The organism is Micromonospora sp. CPM1, assembly GCF_023896895.1.
GTDB lineage: Bacteria > Actinomycetota > Actinomycetes > Mycobacteriales > Micromonosporaceae > Micromonospora > Micromonospora tulbaghiae.
The window spans coordinates 58,815-79,001 of record NZ_JAMHIU010000003.1 but is presented as its reverse complement, the minus strand read 5'-3'; the positions used below and the strand labels follow the sequence as shown (position 1 = coordinate 79,001).

The window sequence follows — 20,187 nt, the reverse complement described above, 5'->3', positions numbered from 1 at the left end:
GGCCGGGCAAACACCCAGCCAGTGGACAACGGCCGCGCGGGGGCGGCGCGCTGGACTAGGCTGCCCGCGATGGACGAGGTGACCCGGATCCCGGTCGGCGGCGAGCGGCCGTACGACGTGCTCGTGGGACGTGACCTGCTGGACCCGCCGCCCCGGCTGCTGCCCGGCGCCGAGCGGGTGGCCTTCCTGCACGCGCCGCCGCTCAAGGCGCTCGCCGACAAGCTCGCCGACGGCGTCCGCGAGGGCGGCGTGACGCCGCTGCTGATCGAGGTGCCGGACGCGGAGGCGGGCAAGCACGTCGACGTGGCGGCGGCCTGCTGGGACCGCCTCGGCGACGCCGGGTTCACCCGTACCGACGCGGTGGTCGGGGTGGGCGGCGGCGCGGTCACCGACCTGGCCGGGTTCGTCGCGGCCACCTGGCTGCGCGGCGTGCGCTGGGTGCCGGTCGCGACGTCGCTGCTCGGCATGGTCGACGCCGCCGTGGGCGGCAAGACCGGCATCAACACGGCCGCCGGCAAGAACCTGGTCGGCGCGTTCCACCCGCCGGCCGGCGTGCTGGCCGACCTGGCGACGCTGGACAGCCTGCCCCCGGCCGACCTGGCCGCCGGGATGGCCGAGGTGGTCAAGTGCGGGTTCATCGCCGACCCGGTCATCCTCGACCTGGTCGAGCGGGATCCGGCCGCCGCGCTGGACCCGGCCGGGCCGGTGCTGCGGGAACTGGTCGAGCGCGCGGTCCGCGTGAAGGCCGACGTGGTCGCCGGGGACCTGCGCGAGTCCGGGGTACGCGAGGTGCTGAACTACGGGCACACGCTGGCGCACGCGATCGAGAAGGTGGAGGGCTACCGCTGGCGGCACGGTCACGCCGTGGCGGTCGGCCTGGTGTACGCCGCCACGCTGGCCCGGCTCGCCGGCCGGCTCGACGCGGCCGACGCGGAGCGGCACCGCCGGGTGCTGGCCGCGCTCGACCTGCCCACCGGCTACCGGGCCGACGCCTGGCCGGAGCTGCTGGCCGCGATGCGGGTGGACAAGAAGGCCCGGGGCAGCCGGCTGCGGTTCGTGGTGCTCGACGGGCTCGCCCGCCCGGCGATCCTGGAGGCGCCGCCGGACGACCTGCTCGCCGCCGCGTACGCGGAGATCAGCTCGTGAGGGTGTACGTGCTGAACGGGCCGAACCTGGGCCGGCTCGGCACCCGCCAGGTCGACGTGTACGGGGTGACCAGCTACGCCCAGCTCGTGGCCGACTGCGAGCGGCACGGCCGGGAGCTGGGCCTGGACGTGGTGGTCCGGCAGACCGACGCCGAGCACGAGATGCTGGCCTGGTTGCACGAGGCGGCCGACGAGGCGGCGGCGGTGGTGCTCAACCCGGCCGCCTGGTCGCACTACTCGATCGCGGTGCGGGACGCCTGCGCCATGCTGCGCGGCCCGCTGGTCGAGGTGCACATCTCCAACATCCACGCCCGGGAGGAGTTCCGGCACCACTCGGTGGTCTCCGCGGTGGCCACCGGGGTGATCTGCGGCCTGGGCGTGGACGGCTACCGGCTGGCGCTGCACCACCTGGCCGCCGGGCTCGCCGCAGGCGCCTGAACGGGTCCGCCCGGCGGCGCTCCCGCCCGGTCCGTTCCGTGGCGCGAGTCCGATTCGACAGGGCGAGTAGACTTGGACGGTCTGTCCGCCAATTGATGATCAAGGCAGGAAATGGCCACCACCAACGACCTGAAGAACGGCCTGGTACTCAACCTGGACGGCGAGCTGTGGGCCGTCGTCGAGTTCCAGCACGTCAAGCCCGGTAAGGGTGGTGCCTTCGTGCGCACCACGCTGAAGAACGTGCTGTCCGGCAAGGTGGTCGACAAGACCTTCAACGCGGGCACCAAGGTCGAGACCGCGACCGTGGACAAGCGCACCATGCAGTACCTGTACGCCGACGGCGAGGACTACGTCTTCATGGATCTGGAGACGTTCGACCAGATCACCGTCCCCGGCGCCACCGTCGGCGAGGCCGCCAACTACCTCCTCCCCGAGGCCGAGGCGACCGTCGCCACCCACGAGAGCGTGCCGCTGTACATCGAGCTGCCGACCTCGGTCGTGCTCGAGGTCACCTACACCGAGCCGGGCCTGCAGGGCGACCGGTCGACCGGCGGCAACAAGCCAGCGACCGTCGAGACGGGCGCGACCGTGCAGGTGCCGCTGTTCATCACCACCGGTGAGAAGATCAAGGTCGACACCCGCGACGGCCGTTACCTCGGCCGAGCCTGATGGCCGAGGGCCCCAAGCAGCAGATGCCGGCGCGCCGCAAGGCGCGCAAGCGGGCGCTGGACGTGCTCTTCGAGGCCGATCTGCGGGACCGCCCGCCGGTCGAGGTGCTCGCCGGTTACCTGGAACGGATCGAGCAGCCCCGCCCCGACCACCTCGGCTACGCGGTCGGGCTGGTCGAGGGCGTGGCGGCGCACCTCGACCGGATCGACGAGACGATCGCCAGCTACGCCGAGGGGTGGACGCTGGAGCGCATGCCGGTGGTCGACCGCAACCTGGCCCGGATCGCCGTGTACGAGCTGCTCTACGTCGACGAGATCGACGACGCGGTGGCGATCAGCGAGGCCGTGGAGCTGGCCCGGCAGATGTCGACCGACGACTCGCCCCGCTTCCTCAACGGCATCCTCGGCCGGATCGCCGAGTACGCCTCGCGCTGACGCGCCACGACGACGAAGGGCCCGTGCCGGTAGGCACGGGCCCTTTCGGTCGTACGGGGTGTCAGGACGCGAAGAACGCCCGCGGGTCGGCGACCAGCACGCCGTGCTCGGTCAGCCGCTCGATCAGGCCCGACGGCGAGGCGTCGTAGACGATCGCGAGGGCGCGCAGGTCGTCGGCGCGGATCGAGAGCACCCGGCCGTTGTAGTCGCCGCGCTGCTGCTGGATGGCGCGCGCGTAGCGGGCCACGTACGCGAGGTCCTCGGAGGCCTCGTCGTAGAGCCGCTCCAGGTCCAGGACGATCTTGCTGGTGGGCTCGTGACGCACCCCGCTGCCGTCGGGCAGCAGCTCCGAGACGGGAACGCGGTAGAAGTCGGCCAGCTCCGCCAGGCGGGACACGGTGACGGCGCGGTCGCCGCGCTCGTACGAGCCGACCACCACGGCCTTCCACCGCCCGTTCGACTTCTCCTCCACCCCCTGCAGGGACAGGCCCTGCTGCTGGCGGATGGAGCGCAGGCGGGCGCCCAGCGACTTGGCGTATTCAGAGGGCATTCGGACACTCCCAGTGCTGTTCGGGTTCCCCGAGCTATCGCTACGGAGCGTGACGGTACGGGGATTGCGACATGTGGTCAAGTGTTGCCGTCCACCGGGTCCGGCACCCACGTGTGGCTTGTCCCCATTTCTCCGGGCTGACCAGCAGGTCAGGACCGGCGGCGGGCGGCCCGGTGACCGCTGGTAACGTGGCGTGAAGCCCCGGTCCGGGCCCCGCGCGGGCCTGCCGGAGCCGACCAGACGTCCTTTAACGACCCGTCCCGTGAGGCGGGGAAGGAGGTCCGCCGTGGCCTACCCACCGGCTGCCCACTCGTCGCCGCCGCGACAACCCTCGGTGAAGGTGATCCTCGCCGCAGCGGACGTGTCGCGGGTGGTCGACCGTATCGCCCACCAGATCCTGGAGAAGACCCAGGGCGCCGCCGACACCGTGCTGCTCGGCATCCCCACCCGGGGCGTGCCGCTGGCCCACCGCCTCGCGGACCGGATCAGCACCTTCGAGGACGTCACAGTCCCGGTCGGCGTGCTCGACATCACGCTCTACCGCGACGACCTGCGCCGGCACGCCACCCGCGCGGTCGGCCCGACCGACCTGCCGCCCGGCGGGATCGACGGCAAGCGGGTGATCCTCGTCGACGACGTGCTGTTCTCCGGCCGCACCGTGCGGGCCGCGCTGGACGCGCTCAGCGACGTGGGCCGGCCGGCGTCCGTGCAGCTCGCGGTCCTGGTCGACCGCGGCCACCGGCAGCTGCCGATCCGCGCCGACTACGTCGGCAAGAACATCCCCACCGCGCTGGCCGAGAACGTCAAGGTCACCCTCGCCGAGACCGACGGCGCCGACGAGGTACGGCTGTACGGAGGCTCCCTCTCATGATTCGGCACCTGCTCTCCGGCGCCGACCTGGACGCCGGCACCGCCACCCTGGTCCTGGACACCGCCGCGGAGATGGCGACGGTGGCCGGTCGCGAGGTCAAGAAGCTGCCCGCGCTGCGCGGGCGCACCGTGGTCAACCTCTTCTACGAGGACTCCACCCGCACCCGGATCTCGTTCGAGGCGGCCGCCAAGCGGCTCAGCGCCGACGTGATCAACTTTTCCGCCAAGGGCTCCAGCGTGGCCAAGGGGGAGAGCCTGAAGGACACCGCGCTCACGCTCCAGGCGATGGGCGCGGACGCGGTCGTCGTCCGGCACCCCGCCTCCGGCGCCCCGCACCGGCTCGCCGAGTGGGTGGACGGGTCGGTGGTCAACGCCGGTGACGGCACCCACGAGCACCCCACCCAGGCGCTGCTCGACGCGTACACGATGCGGTCCCGGCTGGGCCGGCTCGACGGCCTGCACGTGGCGATCGTCGGCGACGTGCTGCACTCCCGGGTGGCCCGCTCCAACGTGCTGCTGCTGTCCACGCTCGGCGCGAAGGTCACCCTGGTCGGCCCGCCCACGCTCATCCCGGTCGACATCGCCGCCGCCCTGGCGCCCGGCACCGACGTCTGTTACGACCTCGACGCCGTTCTCCCGGATGTGGACGTGGTGATGATGCTGCGGGTGCAACGTGAGCGGATGGGTGACTCCTACTTCCCGTCGGCCCGCGAGTACGCCCGCCGCTACGGGCTCGACGGGCCGCGCATGCGCCGGCTGCCCGAGCACGCGATCGTCATGCACCCCGGCCCGATGAACCGGGGCATGGAGATCACGCCCGAGGTGGCCGACTCGCCCCGCTCCACCATCGTCGAACAGGTCGCCAACGGGGTCTCCGTGCGGATGGCCGTGCTCTACCTGCTGCTCGGAGGGAACAACCGGTGACCGCGTACCTCATCAGAAGCGTCAGCATCGTCGGCGGCGAGCCGACCGACCTGCTCATCCGCGACGGCGTGGTGGCCGAGACGGGCCGCGGGCTCGCCGCGGACGACGCCACAGTCCTCGACGCGAGCGGCCTGGTCGCGCTGCCCGGCCTGGTCGACCTGCACACCCACCTGCGCGAGCCCGGCCGAGAGGACGCCGAGACCGTCGAGTCCGGTTCCCGGGCGGCGGCGCTCGGCGGCTACACGGCGGTGTGCGCGATGGCGAACACCTCCCCGGTCGCGGACACCGCGGGCGTGGTCGAGCAGGTCTGGCGCCTCGGCCGGGAAGCCGGCCTGGTCGACGTGCAGCCGATCGGGGCGGTCACGGTCGGGCTGGCCGGCGAGCGCCTGGCCGAGCTGGGCGCGATGGCCGACTCGGCCGCCGGGGTGCGGATCTTCTCCGACGACGGGCACTGCGTGTCCGACCCGCGGCTGATGCGCCGGGCGCTGGAGTACGTCAAGGCGTTCGACGGCGTGATCGCCCAGCACGCCGAGGAGCCCCGGCTCACCGAGGGCGCGCAGATGCACGAGGGCGAGGTGTCCACCCGCCTCGGCCTGACCGGCTGGCCGGCCGTCGCCGAGGAGGCGATCATCGCCCGGGACGTGCTGCTCGCCGAGCACGTCGGCAGCCGCCTGCACGTCTGCCACGTCTCCACCGCCGGCAGCGTCGAGGTGCTGCGCCAGGCCAAGGCGCGCGGGGTACGCGTCACCGCCGAGGTGACGCCGCACCACCTGCTGCTCACTGATGAAAGGGCAGCCAGCTACGACCCGGTCTTCAAGGTCAACCCGCCGCTGCGTACCGCCGCCGACATCGCCGCGCTGCGGGAGGCGCTGGCCGAGGGCGTGATCGACATCATCGCCACCGACCACGCGCCGCACGCCGTGGAGGACAAGGAGTGCGAGTGGGCGTACGCCCGGCCGGGCATGCTCGGCCTGGAGACGGCGCTGTCGATCGCGCTCGACGTGTTCGGCCCCCGCTGGGACCTGATCGCCGAGCGGATGTCCCGCACGCCGGCCCGGATCGCCGGGCTGGCCGGGCACGGCCTCGACCCGGCGCCCGGCGTACCGGCCAACCTGACCCTGGTCGACCCGGCCGCCCGCCGCGTCATCGAACCGGCGGAGCTGGCCAGCCGTAGTCGCAACACCCCGTACGCCCGCATGACGCTGCCGGGTCGCATCGTGGCGACCTTCCTGCGCGGCGAGCCGACGGTCCTGGACGGAAAGGCTGTCAAGTGAGCGCGAGGAACGCAGCGGAGCGGAGTCCCGCAGTAGCGAACGAAAGGCGGGCACAGTGAAGCGACGGCCCGCGATTCTCGTCCTTGAGGACGGGCGCACGTTCCACGGCGAGGCGTACGGCAGCGTCGGGGAGACCTTCGGCGAGGCGGTCTTCAACACCGGCATGACCGGCTACCAGGAGACGCTCACCGACCCCTCGTACCACCGGCAGGTGGTGGTGCAGACCGCGCCGCACATCGGCAACACCGGCGTCAACGGCGAGGACGACGAGTCCGACCGGATCTGGGTGGCCGGGTACGTGGTGCGCGACCCGGCCCGGATCAGCTCCAACTGGCGCGCCGACGGCGGGCTGGAGGACCGGCTCGCCGCCGAGGGCGTCGTCGGCATCAGCGGCGTGGACACCCGGGCGCTGACCCGCCACCTGCGCGAGCGCGGCGCGATGCGCGTCGGCATCTCCAGCGTCGAGGACGACCCGGCCGCCCTGCTGGAGCGGGTACGCCGCTCGCCGCAGATGGTCGGCGCGAACCTGTCCGAGGAGGTGACCACCGCCAAGCCGTACGTCGTCGAGGCGCAGGGCGAGCACCGGTTCACGGTGGCCGCGTTGGACCTGGGCATCAAGCGCAACGTGCCGCGGCGGCTCGCCGCCCGCGGCGTCACCACCCACGTGCTGCCCGCCGGGTCGACGATCGAGGACCTGCTCGCCACCGGCGCGGACGCGGTCTTCTTCTCGCCCGGCCCGGGTGACCCGGCGACCGCCGACGGCCCGGTGGCGCTGGCCCGGGAGGTGCTGACCCGGCGGATCCCGCTGTTCGGCATCTGCTTCGGCAGCCAGATCCTCGGCCGGGCGCTCGGCTTCGGCACCTACAAGCTCGGGTACGGCCACCGCGGCATCAACCAGCCGGTGCTCGACCGGGCCACCGGCAAGGTCGAGGTGACCAGCCACAACCACGGCTTCGCGGTGCAGGTGCCGGGTGCCGGGGACGGCGCCGTGGTGCCGGATCAGGTGATCCAGACCGAGTTCGGCGCCGTCCAGGTGTCACACGTCTGCCTCAACGACAACGTGGTCGAGGGGCTGCGGGCCGTGGACGTGCCCGCCTTCACCGTCCAGTACCACCCGGAGGCGGCGGCCGGCCCGCACGACGCGGACTACCTCTTCGACCGTTTCGCCGAGTTGATCGAAGGCAGTGGCTTCGACCGGAAGCACAGTGAAGGCGGAGAGAATGCCTAAGCGGACCGACCTCAAGCACGTCCTGGTGATCGGCTCCGGGCCGATCGTGATCGGACAGGCCTGCGAGTTCGACTACTCCGGCACCCAGGCCTGCCGGGTGCTGCGCAGCGAGGGGATCCGGGTCAGCCTGGTCAACTCCAACCCGGCGACGATCATGACGGACCCGGAGTTCGCCGACGCCACGTACGTCGAGCCGATCACCCCGGAGTTCGTCGAGCTGGTCATCGCCAAGGAGCGCCCCGACGCGCTGCTGCCGACGCTCGGCGGCCAGACCGCGCTGAACACCGCCGTCGCCCTGCACGAGGCCGGTGTGCTGGAGAAGTACGGCGTCGAGCTGATCGGCGCCAACATCGAGGCGATCAACCGGGGCGAGGACCGGCAGCTGTTCAAGGAGATCGTCGCGAAGGCCGGCGTACGGCTGGGCCTGGCGGATCCGTCCGCGCTGGTGCCGCGGTCGCGGGTCTGCCACTCGATGGACGAGGTCCGCGAGACGGTCGCCGAGCTGGGCCTGCCGGTGGTCATCCGGCCGTCGTTCACCATGGGCGGCCTCGGTTCCGGCATGGCGCACACCGACGAGGACCTGGAGCGCATCGCCGGCGCGGGCCTGGCGGCCAGCCCGGTGCACGAGGTGCTCATCGAGGAGAGCGTGCTCGGCTGGAAGGAGTACGAGCTCGAACTGATGCGCGACCGCCACGACAACGTGGTGGTGGTCTGCTCGATCGAGAACGTCGACCCGATGGGCGTGCACACCGGCGACAGCGTCACCGTCGCCCCGTCGATGACGCTCACCGACCGGGAGTACCAGCGGCTGCGTGACCTCGGCATCGCGGTGCTGCGCGAGGTCGGTGTGGACACCGGCGGCTGCAACATCCAGTTCGCGGTGAACCCGGCCGACGGCCGGATCGTCGTGATCGAGATGAACCCGCGCGTGTCGCGCTCCTCGGCGCTGGCGTCGAAGGCCACCGGCTTCCCGATCGCGAAGATCGCCGCGAAGCTCGCCATCGGCTACACGCTCGACGAGATCCCCAACGACATCACGCTGAAGACGCCTGCGGCGTTCGAGCCGACGCTCGACTACGTGGTGGTGAAGATCCCCCGGTTCGCGTTCGAGAAGTTCCCCGGCGCGGACCCGGAGCTGACCACCACGATGAAGTCGGTGGGCGAGGCGATGAGCCTGGGCCGCAACTTCACCGAGGCGCTGAACAAGGCGATGCGCTCGATGGAGACCAAGGCGTCCGGCTTCTGGACCGTGCCGGACCCCGACGGCGCGACGAGGGAGAACACGCTGGCGGCGCTGCGCACGCCGCACGACGGCCGGCTCTACACCGTCGAGCGGGCGCTGCGCCTCGGCGCGTCGATCGCCGAGGTGTCCGAGGCGTCCGGCGGCATGGACCCGTGGTTCCTGGACCAGATCGCCTCGCTGGTCGAGCTGCGCGCCGAGATCGTGGACGCGCCGGTGCTCGACGCCGGTCTGCTGCGCCGGGCCAAGCGGGCCGGCCTGTCCGACCGGCAGCTCGCCGCGCTGCGTCCCGAGCTGGCCGCCGAGGACGGCGTCCGTACGCTTCGGCACCGGCTCGGCGTCCGGCCGGTCTACAAGACGGTGGACACCTGCGCGGCCGAGTTCGAGGCGACCACGCCGTACCACTACTCGACGTACGACTCGGAGACCGAGGTGGCGCCCTCGGCCCGGCCGAAGGTGCTCATCCTGGGCTCCGGGCCGAACCGGATCGGGCAGGGCATCGAGTTCGACTATTCGTGCGTGCACGCCGTACAAGCTCTCCGGGACGTGGACTACGAGACCGTCATGGTCAACTGCAACCCGGAGACCGTCTCCACCGACTACGACACCGCGGACCGGCTCTACTTCGAGCCGCTGACGTTCGAGGACGTGCTGGAGGTCTGGCACGCCGAGGACACCTCCGGCAGGGAGGCGGGCGGCCCCGGCGTCATCGGGGTGGTCGTGCAGCTCGGCGGGCAGACCCCGCTCGGCCTGGCCCAGCGGCTCAAGAACGCCGGCGTGCCGATCGTCGGCACCTCCCCGGAGTCGATCCACCTGGCCGAGGAGCGCGGCGCGTTCGGCGCGGTGCTGGCCCGGGCCGGGCTGCGCGCGCCCGCGCACGGCATGGCCACCTCGTACGACGAGGCGAAGACGATCGCCGACGAGATCGGGTACCCGGTGCTGGTCCGCCCCTCGTACGTGCTCGGCGGGCGCGGCATGGAGATCGTGTACGACGACGCCACGCTGCGCGACTACATCGGCCGGGCCACCGCCATCTCGCCGGACCGCCCGGTGCTGGTGGACCGGTTCCTGGACGACGCCATCGAGATCGACGTGGACGCGCTCGTGGACGCCGACGGCGACGTCTACCTGGGCGGCGTGATGGAGCACATCGAGGAGGCCGGCATCCACTCCGGCGACTCGTCCTGCGCGCTGCCGCCGATCACGCTGGCCGGCTCGCACCTGGCCCAGGTGCGGCACTACACCGAGCAGATCGCCCGCGGCGTCGGGGTGCGCGGCCTGCTCAACGTCCAGTACGCGTTGCAGGGCGACATGCTCTACGTGCTGGAGGCCAACCCGCGCGCCTCCCGGACCGTACCGTTCGTCTCGAAGGCCACGGCGGTGCCGCTGGCCAAGGCGGCGGCCCGGATCGCGCTCGGCGCCACGATCGCGCAGCTGCGCGCCGAGGGGATGCTGCCGCCCACCGGCGACGGCGGCACCATGCCGGCCGACGCGCCGATCGCGGTCAAGGAGGCGGTGCTGCCGTTCAAGCGGTTCCGCACGCCGTCCGGCAAGGGCATCGACGTGCTGCTCGGCCCGGAGATGAAGTCCACCGGCGAGGTGATGGGCATCGACACCGGCTTCGGTCAGGCGTTCGCCAAGTCGCAGGCCGCCGCGTACGGGTCGCTGCCGACCGCCGGGAAGATCTTCGTCTCGGTCGCCAACCGGGACAAGCGCGGCATGATCTTCCCGATCAAGCGCCTGGCCGACCTGGGCTTCGAGATCGTGGCCACCACCGGCACGGCCGAGGTGCTGCGCCGGCACGGCATCGCCTGCGAGCAGATCCGCAAGCACTACGAGTCGGGTGAGGGCGCGGACGCGGTCTCGCTGATCCTCGGCGGGGACGTGGCGCTGGTGGTGAACACGCCGCAGGGCTCCGGGGCGAGCGCCCGTTCCGACGGGTACGAGATCCGCAGCGCGGCGGTGAGCGCCGACATCCCGTGCGTCACCACGGTCCCCGGCGCGGCCGCCGCCGTCATGGGCATCGAGGCCCGGATCAACGGCGACCTGAAGGTCCGCCCGCTGCAGGACCTCCACGCCGCCCTCCGGGCGGGCGAGTGACCCCCCGCCCCACTGCGTCGATCATGAGGTTGGCGGTGGATATGGAGATCGACATCGCCGCCAACCTCATGATCAACGGGGAGGTCGGGCGGACCGGGCGGGGGGCCGGGGCGTGATCTTCGAGAAGGTGGTGCGGCCCCGGCTGTTCTCGCTCGCGGGCGGGGACGCGGAGGGGGCGCACGAGTGGACGCTGGAGCGGCTTGCCGCGGTGTCGCGGCAGCCGGCGGTGCTCGCGGCGCTGCGCGCGGCGTACTTCCGGTCGGCGCCGCGCACCGTGTTCGGGGTGCGCTTCCCCAACCCGGTCGGGCTGGCGGCCGGCATGGACAAGAACGGACTCGCGTTGCCGGCCTGGCCGGCGCTCGGCTTCGGCTTCGTCGAGGTCGGCACCGTGACCGCGCACGCCCAGCCGGGCAACCCCCGGCCCCGGCTGTTCCGGCTGCGCGACAGCGAAGCGGTGATCAACCGGATGGGCTTCAACAACGCGGGCGCGGCGGCGCTCGCGGACCGGCTGGCCGCGCTGCCGCGCCCGCTCGGCGTGCCGCTGGGCATCTCGCTCGGCAAGTCCAAGGTGACCCCGCTGGACGAGGCGGTCGAGGACTACCTCGCCTCCTACCGGGCGCTCAAGGAGCATGGCGACTACTTCGCGGTGAACGTGTCCTCACCGAACACTCCCGGACTGCGGTCGCTTCAGGACCGGTCCCATCTGGACGCGTTGCTCGCCGCGCTGGTGGGGGAGAAACCGGTGCTGGTGAAGATCGCCCCGGACCTGACCGAGCCGGCCGTGGCCGAGCTGCTGGAGGTGTGCCTCGACCGGGGCGCGGCCGGGGTCATCGCCACCAACACCACGCTCGCCCGCGACGGGCTCGCCCCGGCCGACCGGGAGCGCGCCGCCGAGGCCGGCGGGCTGTCCGGCCGGCCGCTGACCGTCCGGGCCCGGGAGATGGTCGCCTTCGTGCACCGGGAGACCGGCGGCCGGCTACCGGTGATCGGCGTGGGCGGCATCCTGCACCCGGACGACGCCACCCGCATGTTCGACGCCGGCGCCGCCCTGCTCCAGCTCTACACCGGCTTCATCTACCGAGGCCCCGCCCTGACGAGAGCCATAACCCGGACCATCCGACCCTGACCCACCCACCCTCTCGCACCCGCGCGGGGAGAGAGGGGGTGCGGGGAGCGGGGGCGGGGTGAAGGAGGAGACGTGACGCCTGAGGAGATCCTGGAGGCCGACCGGCGGCACGTGTGGCATCCGTACACCGCCATGCCTTCCGCCAGTGCGCCGTACGTCGTCGACAGCGCGGAGGGGGTGCGGCTGCGGCTCGCCGACGGGCGGGAGCTGGTCGACGGCATGTCGTCGTGGTGGGCGGCGATCCACGGCTACCGGCACCCGGTGCTCGACGCCGCGGTGACCGACCAGCTCGGGCGGATGAGCCACGTGATGTTCGGCGGGCTCACCCACGAGCCCGCCGTACGCCTGGCGCGCACGCTCGTCGAGCTGACCCCGGACGGCCTGGAACACGTCTTCCTGGCCGACTCCGGCTCGGTGAGCGTCGAGGTGGCGGTGAAGATGTGCCTGCAGTACCAGCGGGCGCTGGGACGCCCGCAGCGCCGCCGGCTGGGCACCTGGCGGGGCGGCTACCACGGCGACACGTTCCACCCGATGAGCGTGTGCGACCCGGAGGGCGGGATGCACCACCTCTGGGGCGACGTGCTGCCCCGGCAGGTGTTCGCGCCGGTGCCGCCGCCCGGCTTCGACGAGGCGCCGGACCCGGCGTACGAGGCGGCGCTGGTGGAGGCGGTCGAGCGGCACGCCGACGAGCTGGCCGCGGTGATCGTGGAGCCGGTGGTCCAGGGCGCCGGCGGGATGCGGTTCCACCACCCGCACTACCTGCGCGTGCTGCGCGAGGTGACCCGCAGGCACGGCATCCTGCTGGTGTTCGACGAGATCGCCACCGGCTTCGGCCGGACCGGGCGCATGTTCGCCGCCGAGCACGCCGCCGTCACCCCGGACGTGCTCTGCGTCGGCAAGGCGCTCACCGGCGGGTACCTGACGCTCGCCGCGGCGCTGTGCACGCCCGAGGTGGCGCGGGCGATCTCCGCCGGCGGGGTGCTGGCGCACGGGCCGACGTTCATGGGCAACCCGCTCGCCTGCGCCGTCGCCAACGCCTCCCTGGACCTGCTGCGGGCCGGGGACTGGGCGGGACGGGTGGCGGGCATCGCCGAGGGCCTGCGGGCCGGCCTGGCGCCGTTGCGGGACGCGCCCGGTGTGGCCGACGTACGCGTGCTCGGCGCGATCGGGGTGGTGCAGCTCGACCACGAGGTGGACCTGCCCCGGGCGACCGCCGCCGCGGTGGCCGAGGGGGTGTGGCTGCGCCCGTTCCGGGATCTCGTCTACACGATGCCGCCGTACGTCTGCGACGCCGCGGACGTGGCGCGGATCGCGGCCGGAGTGGCCGCGGCGGTCAAGGCCGGCTGAGCCCGGCCGAGTTCCACAGGGCGCGACGGGAGGCCCGTCGCCGGACACGCCAGGCGGCCCGGAGCCGCCGGGAGAGGGAGAGACGCGATGGAGACGTTCGGCGCCCGTCTGCACCGGGCCGTGGCGGAACGAGGGCCGCTCTGCGTGGGGATCGACCCGCACCCCGGGTTGCTGACCGCCTGGGGCCTGTCCGACGACGTGGCGGGCCTGGAGCGGTTCTGCGCCACTGTGGTGGAGGCGATCGGCGACCGGGTCGCCGTGGTCAAGCCGCAGTCGGCGTTCTTCGAGCGCTTCGGCGCCCGGGGTGTGGGTGTGCTTGAGTCAACTATCCGACAGTTGCGAGATTTGGGAGCGCTCACTCTGCTTGACGTCAAGCGTGGTGACATCGGCTCGACGGTCGCCGCGTACGCCTCGGCGTACCTCGATCCATCCAGCCCCCTGTATGTCGATGCGGTCACCGCGAGCCCCTACCTGGGAGTAGGTTCGCTCGCCCCGATGTTCTCCACCGCCGCCGAGCACGGTGGCGGGGTCTTCGTCCTGGCGCTCACCTCCAACCCGGAGGGTGCCTCCGTGCAGCGCGCCGTGGGTGCCGACGGGCGCACCGTCGCGCAGACCGTGATCGACGAGATTTCCCAGCTCAACCGGGGTGCGGAGCCGCTCGGCAGCTTCGGTCTGGTGGTCGGCGCGACGGTCGGTGAGACGGGTCACGATCTGGACTCGGTCAACGGTCCGCTGCTCGCGCCGGGGCTGGGCGCGCAGGGCGGAACGCCCGCCGGGTTGCGTACCGTGTTCGGCGCCGCGCTGCCGTCGGTGCTTCCCTCGTACTCCCGGGAGGTGCTCGGCGCGGGCCCCGACCCGGCCGACCTGCGGGCCGCCACCGAGCGGGTGCTGGCCGACTGCCGGGCCGCCCTGGGCACGGCGGACTGACTGACGGCTCGGTCACTTTGGGTTGATCATCGCGCGCCCACGTTGCCGAAATCTCCGTTGACCGCTAGTTTTCCCCGCGCTGGGAACCACGGACCCCTTTGGTTGCCAGCGACACCACGTTTCACAGATGCGGTGGGGCGCTCAGCCCGCCGTACTAGGGACCTGAGGAGAACTGGTGCCGCTCCCGTCACTGACCCCCGAGCAGCGCGCTGCCGCGCTGGAGAAGGCCGCGGAGATCCGCAAGGCCCGCGCTGAGCTGAAGGAGCAGCTCAAGCAGGGCAAGACCACCCTCGCCACCGTCCTCGAGCGGGCCGAGTCCGACGACGTCGTGGGCAAGCTGAAGGTTTCGGCCGTGCTCCAGGCGATGCCGGGCATCGGCAAGATCCGGGCCACCCAGATCATGGAGAAGCTCAAGATCGCGGACAGCCGTCGCCTGCGCGGCCTCGGCGAGCAGCAGCGCAAGGCTCTGCTCGGAGAGTTCGCCGCCAACTGAACGGCCCGCCGTGTAGAAACAAGCGGTGAGCACGGATGACGAGGCGCGCTCGGCGGCTCGGCTCACTGTCCTGTCCGGTCCCTCCGGGGCCGGCCGGAGCAGTGTCGTCGAGGCGGTCCGGGCGCGCCTTGCGTCTGTCTGGGTGCCGGTGGTCGCCACCACCCGCCCACCCCGTCCGGACGAGCGCGACGGCGTGGACCGCGTCTTCCTCGACGCGCCGGGCTTCGACCGGCTGATCGCCGCCGGGGAGCTGCTGGAGTGGTGCCGGATCGGGCCGTACCGCCGGGGGGTGCCCCGGGCCGAGGTGCGGGCGCGGCTCGCCGAGGGACGGCCGGTGCTGCTGCCGCTGGACCTGGCCGGCGCGCTGGCGGTACGGGCCGCGGCGCCCGGCGCCCGGCTGGTGCTGCTCGCGCCGCCGGCGTACCGGGCCGACCCGGACGTGGCGGCCGTCTTCGCCCACGCCGTGGCACACGACCACACCGAGCGCGCCGCGGCCGAGCTGGTAGGATTGCTCGGTTCGTCCTTCCTGGCTCCGGCCCGACCGCCCGCGGGCGGCGCACGAGACGCAGAGGTTTAATTCGTGGGATCCATCGCCACCAACCCCGAGGGCATCACCAACCCGCCGATCGACGAGCTGCTCGAGAAGACCACCTCGAAGTACGCGCTGGTCATCTTCGCCGCCAAGCGCGCCCGTCAGGTCAACGCCTACTACAGCCAGCTCGGTGAGGGCCTCCTGGAGTACGTCGGCCCGCTGGTGGAGACCACCCCGCAGGAGAAGCCGCTCTCCATCGCCATGCGCGAGATCAACGCGGGCCTGCTCACCGCCGAGCCGACCGACCAGCCGTAACCGCGCCCGCGCCGATGCCCGCCGAGATCGTCCTCGGGGTCGGCGGCGGCATCGCCGCCTACAAGGCGTGTGAGCTGCTCCGGCTTTTCACCGAGTCGGGTCACCGGGTCCGGGTGGTGCCGACCGCCTCGGCGCTCCGCTTCGTCGGGGCGCCGACCTGGGCGGCCCTGTCCGGCCGGCCGGTCGCCGACGACGTCTGGTCCGACGTGCACGAGGTGCCGCACGTGCGGCTCGGGCAGCACGCCGACCTGGTCGTGGTCGCCCCGGCCACCGCCGACCTGCTCGCCAAGGCCGCCCACGGCCTCGCCGACGACCTGCTCACCAACACGCTGCTGACCGCGCGCTGCCCGGTGCTGCTGGCCCCGGCCATGCACACCGAGATGTGGGAGCACCCGGCCACTGTCGCGAACGTGGCCACGCTGCGCTCGCGGGGCGTCCGCGTGATCGAGCCGGCCGTGGGCCGGCTCACCGGGCGGGACACCGGCAAGGGCCGGCTGCCCGACCCGGCGGAGATCTTCGCGGTGGCCCGCCGGGCGCTGGCCCGCGGCGTCGAGGCCGAGGCCGACCTGGCCGGCCGGCACGTGGTGGTCACCGCCGGGGGCACCCGCGAGCCGCTGGACCCGGTCCGGTTCCTGGGCAACCGGTCGTCCGGCAAGCAGGGGTACGCGTTCGCCCGCGCCGCGGTGGCCCGGGGCGCCCGGGTCACGCTCGTCGCGGCCAACGTGGCGCTGCCCGACCCGGCCGGGGCGGACCTGGTCCGGGTGGGCACCACCGAGGAGCTGCGCGACGCGACGCTCGCGGTGGCCGCCGGCGCGGACGCCGTGGTGATGGCCGCCGCGCCCGCCGACTTCCGGCCGGCCAGCTACGCCACCGGGAAGATCAAGAAGTCCGACGACGGGGTCGCGCCCACCATCGAGCTGGTCACCAACCCGGACATCGCGGTGGAGCTGGGGCGGCGTCGCCGGCCCGGGCAGGTGCTGGTGATCTTCGCGGCGGAGACCGACGACGCGGAGGCCAACGGCCGGGCCAAGCTGGCCCGCAAGGGGGCCGACATGATCGTGGTCAACGAGGTCGGCGTGGACAAGGTCTTCGGCGCCGACACCAACGCGGCCACCGTGATCGGTGCCGACGGCGCCGTGCACCGGTTGCCGGAGCAACCCAAGGAGGCCCTGGCCGACGCCGTCTGGGACCTCGTCTGTCAGCGGTTGCCGTCGCGTTCCTGACGGTTGGTCGACCCGCGTTCGTCGGGTCGCGGCGGAACGATGATGACTAAACTGCCGCCGAGCGACCTTTAAAAGTCTTCACATGCTTAGGAGTGCCGTGACACGTCTCTTCACGTCCGAATCGGTCACGGAGGGCCACCCGGACAAGATCGCCGACCAGATCAGTGACGGCATTCTCGACGCGCTGCTCGCCCAGGACCCGCACAGCCGGGTCGCGGTGGAGACGTTGATCACCACCGGTCAGGTGCACGTGGCCGGCGAGGTGACCACCAAGGCGTACGCCGACATCCCGACGATCGTCCGCGAGACCATCCTCGGCATCGGCTACGACTCGTCGAAGAAGGGCTTCGACGGCGCGTCCTGCGGCGTCAGCGTGTCCATCGGCGCCCAGTCGCCGGACATCGCCCAGGGCGTCGACAACGCCTTCGAGCTGCGTACCGGTGGGTCGGAGAGCGCGCTGGACGCGCAGGGCGCCGGTGACCAGGGCATGATGTTCGGCTTCGCCTGCTCCGAGACGCCCGAGCTGATGCCGCTGCCGATCGCGCTGGCGCACCGGCTGGCCCGCCGGCTCGCCGCGGTCCGCAAGGACGGCACGATCCCGTACCTGCGGCCGGACGGCAAGACCCAGGTCACCATCGAGTACGACGGGCTGCGCCCGGTCCGGCTCGACACCGTCGTCGTGTCCAGCCAGCACGCGGCGGACATCTCGCTGGAGTCGCTGCTCACCCCGGACATCCGGGACCACGTCATCGCCCCGGAGCTGGAGGGCCTCGGCCTGGAGACCGAGGGCTACCGGCTGCTGGTGAACCCGACCGGGCGGTTCGAGATCGGCGGCCCGATGGGTGACGCCGGCCTGACCGGCCGCAAGATCATCGTGGACACGTACGGCGGGTACGCCCGGCACGGCGGCGGCGCGTTCTCCGGCAAGGATCCGTCGAAGGTCGACCGGTCGGCCGCGTACGCGATGCGCTGGGTGGCCAAGAACGTGGTCGCCGCCGGGCTGGCCGAGCGGTGCGAGGCGCAGGTCGCGTACGCGATCGGCAAGGCGCACCCGGTGAGCCTGTTCATCGAGACGTTCGGCACCGAGACCGTGCCGGTCGCCTCGATCGAGAAGGCCGTGGCCGAGGTGTTCGACCTGCGTCCGGCCGCCATCATCCGGGACCTGCACCTGCTGCGCCCGATCTACCAGCAGACCGCCGCGTACGGCCACTTCGGCCGGGAGCTGCCGGAGCTGACCTGGGAGGGCACCGACCGGGCCGCCGACCTCAAGTCGGCCGCGGGAGCCTGACCGCCACCACGCGCCGCGACCGGCGACCCGCACAGGGGTCGCCGGTCGCGCGCGTCTGCGTGGACGTGCCGCTGCCCCACCTCGACCGCCCCTTCGACTACCTGGTGCCGGAGGCGCTCGACGCCGACGCCCGGCCGGGGGTACGCGTGAAGGTGCGGTTCGCCGGCCAGCTCGTCGACGGCTGGCTGCTGGAGCGCGCCGAGGCGTCCGAGCACCCGAAGCTGGCGTACCTGGAGAAGGTCGTGTCCCCGGTGCCGGTGCTCTCCCCGGAGGTGGCCCGGCTGGCCCGCGCGGTCGCCGACAGGTACGCCGGCAGCCTCGCCGACGTGCTCCGGCTGGCCGTGCCGCCCCGGCACGCCCGCGCCGAGAAGGCCGTCACGGCGGCGGACGCGCCACCGTCCGCCGACGCCGACGCCGACGCCGACGCCGACGCCGACGCGGACGCGGACGCCCGGGTGGGCGGCCGGGCGGAGGTGGACCCGCGCGGCTGGCGGGACTACCCGGCCGGGCCGGCGCTGCTGCGCGCGCTCACCGACGGCAAGCCCGCCCGCGCGGTCTGGTCGGCGCTGCCGGGGGAGGACTGGGCCGACCGGTACGCCGACGCGGTCGCCGCCACGGTGGCCGGCGGCCGGGGCGCCGTGGTCGTGGTGGCCGACGCCCGTGACCTGGACCGCCTCGACGCCGCCCTGACCGCCGTGCTCGGCGCGGGACGGCACGTCCGGCTCACCGCCGCCGACGGCCCGGCCCGCCGCTACCGGGCCTTCCTCACCGCCCGGACGGGCGAGGTGGACGTGGTCGTCGGTACCCGGGCCGCGATGTTCGCCCCGGTGCGGCGGCTCGGCCTGGTGGCGATCTGGGACGACGGCGACGACCTGCACGCCGAACCGCGCGCGCCCTACCCGCACGCCCGGGACGTGCTGCTCACCCGGGCGCAGCTCGGCGACGTGGCCGCCCTGGTCGGCGGCTACGCGCGTACCGCCGAGGCGCAACTGCTGGTGGAGACCGGCTGGGCGCGTGAGGTGGTGGCGGACCGGGCGGTGGTGCGCGCGCGTACCCCGGCCATGGCGCCCACCGGCGACGACCCGCAACTGGCCCGCGACCCCGGCGCCGCCTCGGCGCGGCTGCCGAGCCTGGCCTGGACCACCGCCCGGGACGCGCTGCGCGCGGACCTGCCGGTGCTGGTGCAGGTGCCGCGCCGGGGGTACGTGCCATCGGTGGCCTGCGCCGACTGCCGCGCCCCGGCCCGCTGCCCGCACTGCGCCGGCCCGCTCGCGCTGCCGTCGGCGCAGGGCACGCCCGCCTGCCGCTGGTGCGGCCGGCTGGCCGCCGCGTACGCCTGCCCGGAGTGCGGCGGGCGGCGGCTGCGCGCCTCGGTGACCGGCGCCCGGCGGACCGCCGAGGAGCTGGGCCGGGCGTTCCCCGGCGTGCCGGTGCGGACGTCGGGGCGGGAGGAGGTGCTGGCGGGCGTGCCGGGCGGGGCCGGGCTGGTGATCGCCACACCGGGCGCCGAGCCGGTCGCCGAGGGCGGCTACGGCGCGGTGCTGCTGCTCGACTCGTGGGCGCTGCTGACCCGGGCCGACCTGCGAGCCGGCGAGGAGGCGCTGCGCCGCTGGATGGCCGCCGCCGCCTTGGCCCGGCCCGGTACGGCCGGCGGCCGGGTGGTGGTGGTCGCCGACGGCGCGCTGGCCCCGGTGCAGGCGTTGCTGCGCTGGGACTCCGCCTGGTTCGCCGCCCGGGAACTGGCCGAGCGGCGGGAGCTGGGCTTCCCTCCGGCGGTACGGATGGCGAGCGTCACCGGCGTGGCCGAGGCGGTGGCCGACCTGCTCGCCGGCGCCCGGCTGCCGGGCGACGCCGAGGTGCTCGGCCCGGTGCCGGCCGAGGAGGGCCGGGAGCGGATGCTGGTACGCGTGCCCCGGTCCCGGGCCGCCGCGATGGCCGAGGCGCTGCACGCCGCCGCCGGGCAGCGCAGCGCCCGCAAGGCGGCCGACCCGGTACGCCTCCAGGTCGATCCGCTCACCCTGTTCTGATCGGACGCGACCGCGTGACGGTGCGCACGTGGGCCCT

Annotated in this window: 19 protein-coding genes; 18 read left to right on the top strand and 1 reads right to left on the bottom strand. The window is 73.4% G+C overall.

The features are described 5' to 3' along the window. Positions 1–69 precede the first annotated feature (69 nt). The 4 genes from aroB to nusB all read left to right on the top strand — a co-directional run bounded on the left by aroB (position 70) and on the right by nusB (position 2,686). Positions 70–1,146 (top strand): 3-dehydroquinate synthase, encoded by a 1,077-nt coding sequence (aroB, locus tag M8C11_RS04780; RefSeq protein ID WP_120570514.1) that lies wholly within the window; start codon positions 70–72, stop codon positions 1,144–1,146. Beyond that, complete coding sequence (gene aroQ / locus M8C11_RS04775) at positions 1,143–1,583, top strand: type II 3-dehydroquinate dehydratase (RefSeq protein ID WP_252448514.1); 441 nt, start codon at positions 1,143–1,145, stop codon at positions 1,581–1,583. Before aroB ends, aroQ begins: the two co-directional genes overlap by 4 nt. Before the next feature lie 111 nt (positions 1,584–1,694). Next, the gene (gene efp / locus M8C11_RS04770) at positions 1,695–2,252 is read left to right on the top strand and encodes an elongation factor P (RefSeq protein ID WP_073827682.1); all 558 of its coding nucleotides are present in this window, start codon (positions 1,695–1,697) and stop codon (positions 2,250–2,252) included. A gap of 23 nt (positions 2,253–2,275) precedes the next feature. Then, positions 2,276–2,686 carry a transcription antitermination factor NusB gene (gene nusB / locus M8C11_RS04765; RefSeq protein WP_199733039.1) on the top strand — a complete coding sequence of 137 codons (411 nt, stop codon included), beginning with the start codon at positions 2,276–2,278 and terminating at the stop codon, positions 2,684–2,686. A gap of 61 nt (positions 2,687–2,747) precedes the next feature. On the opposite strand, the gene M8C11_RS04760 is transcribed toward nusB, so the two are convergent. After that, positions 2,748–3,236, bottom strand: a complete 489-nt coding sequence (locus tag M8C11_RS04760) for a transcriptional regulator (protein WP_013285505.1) — start codon at positions 3,234–3,236, stop codon at positions 2,748–2,750. Between the two features lie 286 nt (positions 3,237–3,522). Here M8C11_RS04760 and pyrR point away from each other — a divergent pair, with 286 nt between their 5' ends. The 14 genes from pyrR (at position 3,523) to M8C11_RS04690 (ending at position 20,150) form a co-directional block, all read left to right on the top strand. Next, entirely contained in the window at positions 3,523–4,107 is a 585-nt protein-coding gene (pyrR, locus tag M8C11_RS04755; RefSeq protein ID WP_252448512.1) for a bifunctional pyr operon transcriptional regulator/uracil phosphoribosyltransferase PyrR, read from the top strand. Further along, positions 4,104–5,030 carry an aspartate carbamoyltransferase catalytic subunit gene (locus tag M8C11_RS04750; protein WP_120570510.1) on the top strand — a complete coding sequence of 309 codons (927 nt, stop codon included), beginning with the start codon at positions 4,104–4,106 and terminating at the stop codon, positions 5,028–5,030. The genes pyrR and M8C11_RS04750 overlap by 4 nt, the downstream gene beginning before the upstream one ends. Continuing rightward, a complete protein-coding gene (locus tag M8C11_RS04745) occupies positions 5,027–6,304 on the top strand; it encodes a dihydroorotase (RefSeq protein WP_252448510.1) in 1,278 nt (425 codons plus the stop codon). Before M8C11_RS04750 ends, M8C11_RS04745 begins: the two co-directional genes overlap by 4 nt. Before the next feature lie 55 nt (positions 6,305–6,359). Next, entirely contained in the window at positions 6,360–7,532 is a 1,173-nt protein-coding gene (carA, locus tag M8C11_RS04740) for a glutamine-hydrolyzing carbamoyl-phosphate synthase small subunit (RefSeq protein ID WP_252448509.1), read from the top strand. Next, positions 7,525–10,872 carry a carbamoyl-phosphate synthase large subunit gene (gene carB, locus M8C11_RS04735; protein WP_120570507.1) on the top strand — a complete coding sequence of 1,116 codons (3,348 nt, stop codon included), beginning with the start codon at positions 7,525–7,527 and terminating at the stop codon, positions 10,870–10,872. Before carA ends, carB begins: the two co-directional genes overlap by 8 nt. A 112-nt stretch (positions 10,873–10,984) precedes the next feature. Beyond that, positions 10,985–11,998 carry a quinone-dependent dihydroorotate dehydrogenase gene (locus M8C11_RS04730; protein WP_252448507.1) on the top strand — a complete coding sequence of 338 codons (1,014 nt, stop codon included), beginning with the start codon at positions 10,985–10,987 and terminating at the stop codon, positions 11,996–11,998. A gap of 72 nt (positions 11,999–12,070) precedes the next feature. Continuing rightward, on the top strand, positions 12,071–13,345 hold the full coding sequence (locus M8C11_RS04725) for an adenosylmethionine--8-amino-7-oxononanoate transaminase (protein WP_252448506.1): 1,275 nt from the start codon (positions 12,071–12,073) through the stop codon (positions 13,343–13,345). 87 nt (positions 13,346–13,432) lie between these two features. Further along, on the top strand, positions 13,433–14,272 hold the full coding sequence (pyrF, locus tag M8C11_RS04720; RefSeq protein ID WP_252448505.1) for an orotidine-5'-phosphate decarboxylase: 840 nt from the start codon (positions 13,433–13,435) through the stop codon (positions 14,270–14,272). Between the two features lie 175 nt (positions 14,273–14,447). Then, positions 14,448–14,765 (top strand): integration host factor, actinobacterial type, encoded by a 318-nt coding sequence (gene mihF / locus M8C11_RS04715; protein ID WP_013285515.1) that lies wholly within the window; start codon positions 14,448–14,450, stop codon positions 14,763–14,765. 25 nt (positions 14,766–14,790) lie between these two features. Beyond that, on the top strand, positions 14,791–15,342 hold the full coding sequence (locus M8C11_RS04710; RefSeq protein ID WP_120570503.1) for a guanylate kinase: 552 nt from the start codon (positions 14,791–14,793) through the stop codon (positions 15,340–15,342). A 3-nt stretch (positions 15,343–15,345) separates the two neighbouring features. Then, positions 15,346–15,612, top strand: coding sequence for a DNA-directed RNA polymerase subunit omega (rpoZ, locus tag M8C11_RS04705; protein ID WP_013285517.1), 267 nt, complete (start codon positions 15,346–15,348; stop codon positions 15,610–15,612). Positions 15,613–15,626: 14 nt separating this feature from the next. Next, positions 15,627–16,835 carry a bifunctional phosphopantothenoylcysteine decarboxylase/phosphopantothenate--cysteine ligase CoaBC gene (gene coaBC, locus M8C11_RS04700; RefSeq protein ID WP_252448504.1) on the top strand — a complete coding sequence of 403 codons (1,209 nt, stop codon included), beginning with the start codon at positions 15,627–15,629 and terminating at the stop codon, positions 16,833–16,835. 97 nt (positions 16,836–16,932) lie between these two features. After that, positions 16,933–18,123: a methionine adenosyltransferase gene (metK, locus tag M8C11_RS04695; RefSeq protein WP_013285519.1), complete on the top strand. Its 1,191-nt coding sequence runs from the start codon at positions 16,933–16,935 to the stop codon at positions 18,121–18,123. A 59-nt stretch (positions 18,124–18,182) separates the two neighbouring features. Beyond that, complete coding sequence (locus M8C11_RS04690) at positions 18,183–20,150, top strand: primosomal protein N' (RefSeq protein WP_252448503.1); 1,968 nt, start codon at positions 18,183–18,185, stop codon at positions 20,148–20,150. Positions 20,151–20,187: the final 37 nt, after the last annotated feature.

Bases quoted from the DNA above. Each gene is read 5' to 3' on its own strand.
- pyrF (WP_252448505.1), top strand. From the start codon at position 13,433: ATGGAGACGTTCGGCGCCCGTCTGCACCGGGCCGTGGCGGAACGAGGG.
- carB (WP_120570507.1), top strand. From the start codon at position 7,525: ATGCCTAAGCGGACCGACCTCAAGCACGTCCTGGTGATCGGCTCCGGG.
- efp (WP_073827682.1), top strand. From the start codon at position 1,695: ATGGCCACCACCAACGACCTGAAGAACGGCCTGGTACTCAACCTGGAC.
- coaBC (WP_252448504.1), top strand. From the start codon at position 15,627: ATGCCCGCCGAGATCGTCCTCGGGGTCGGCGGCGGCATCGCCGCCTAC.
- nusB (WP_199733039.1), top strand. From the start codon at position 2,276: ATGCCGGCGCGCCGCAAGGCGCGCAAGCGGGCGCTGGACGTGCTCTTC.
- aroB (WP_120570514.1), top strand. From the start codon at position 70: ATGGACGAGGTGACCCGGATCCCGGTCGGCGGCGAGCGGCCGTACGAC.
- M8C11_RS04760 (WP_013285505.1), bottom strand. From the start codon at position 3,236: ATGCCCTCTGAATACGCCAAGTCGCTGGGCGCCCGCCTGCGCTCCATC.
- M8C11_RS04750 (WP_120570510.1), top strand. From the start codon at position 4,104: ATGATTCGGCACCTGCTCTCCGGCGCCGACCTGGACGCCGGCACCGCC.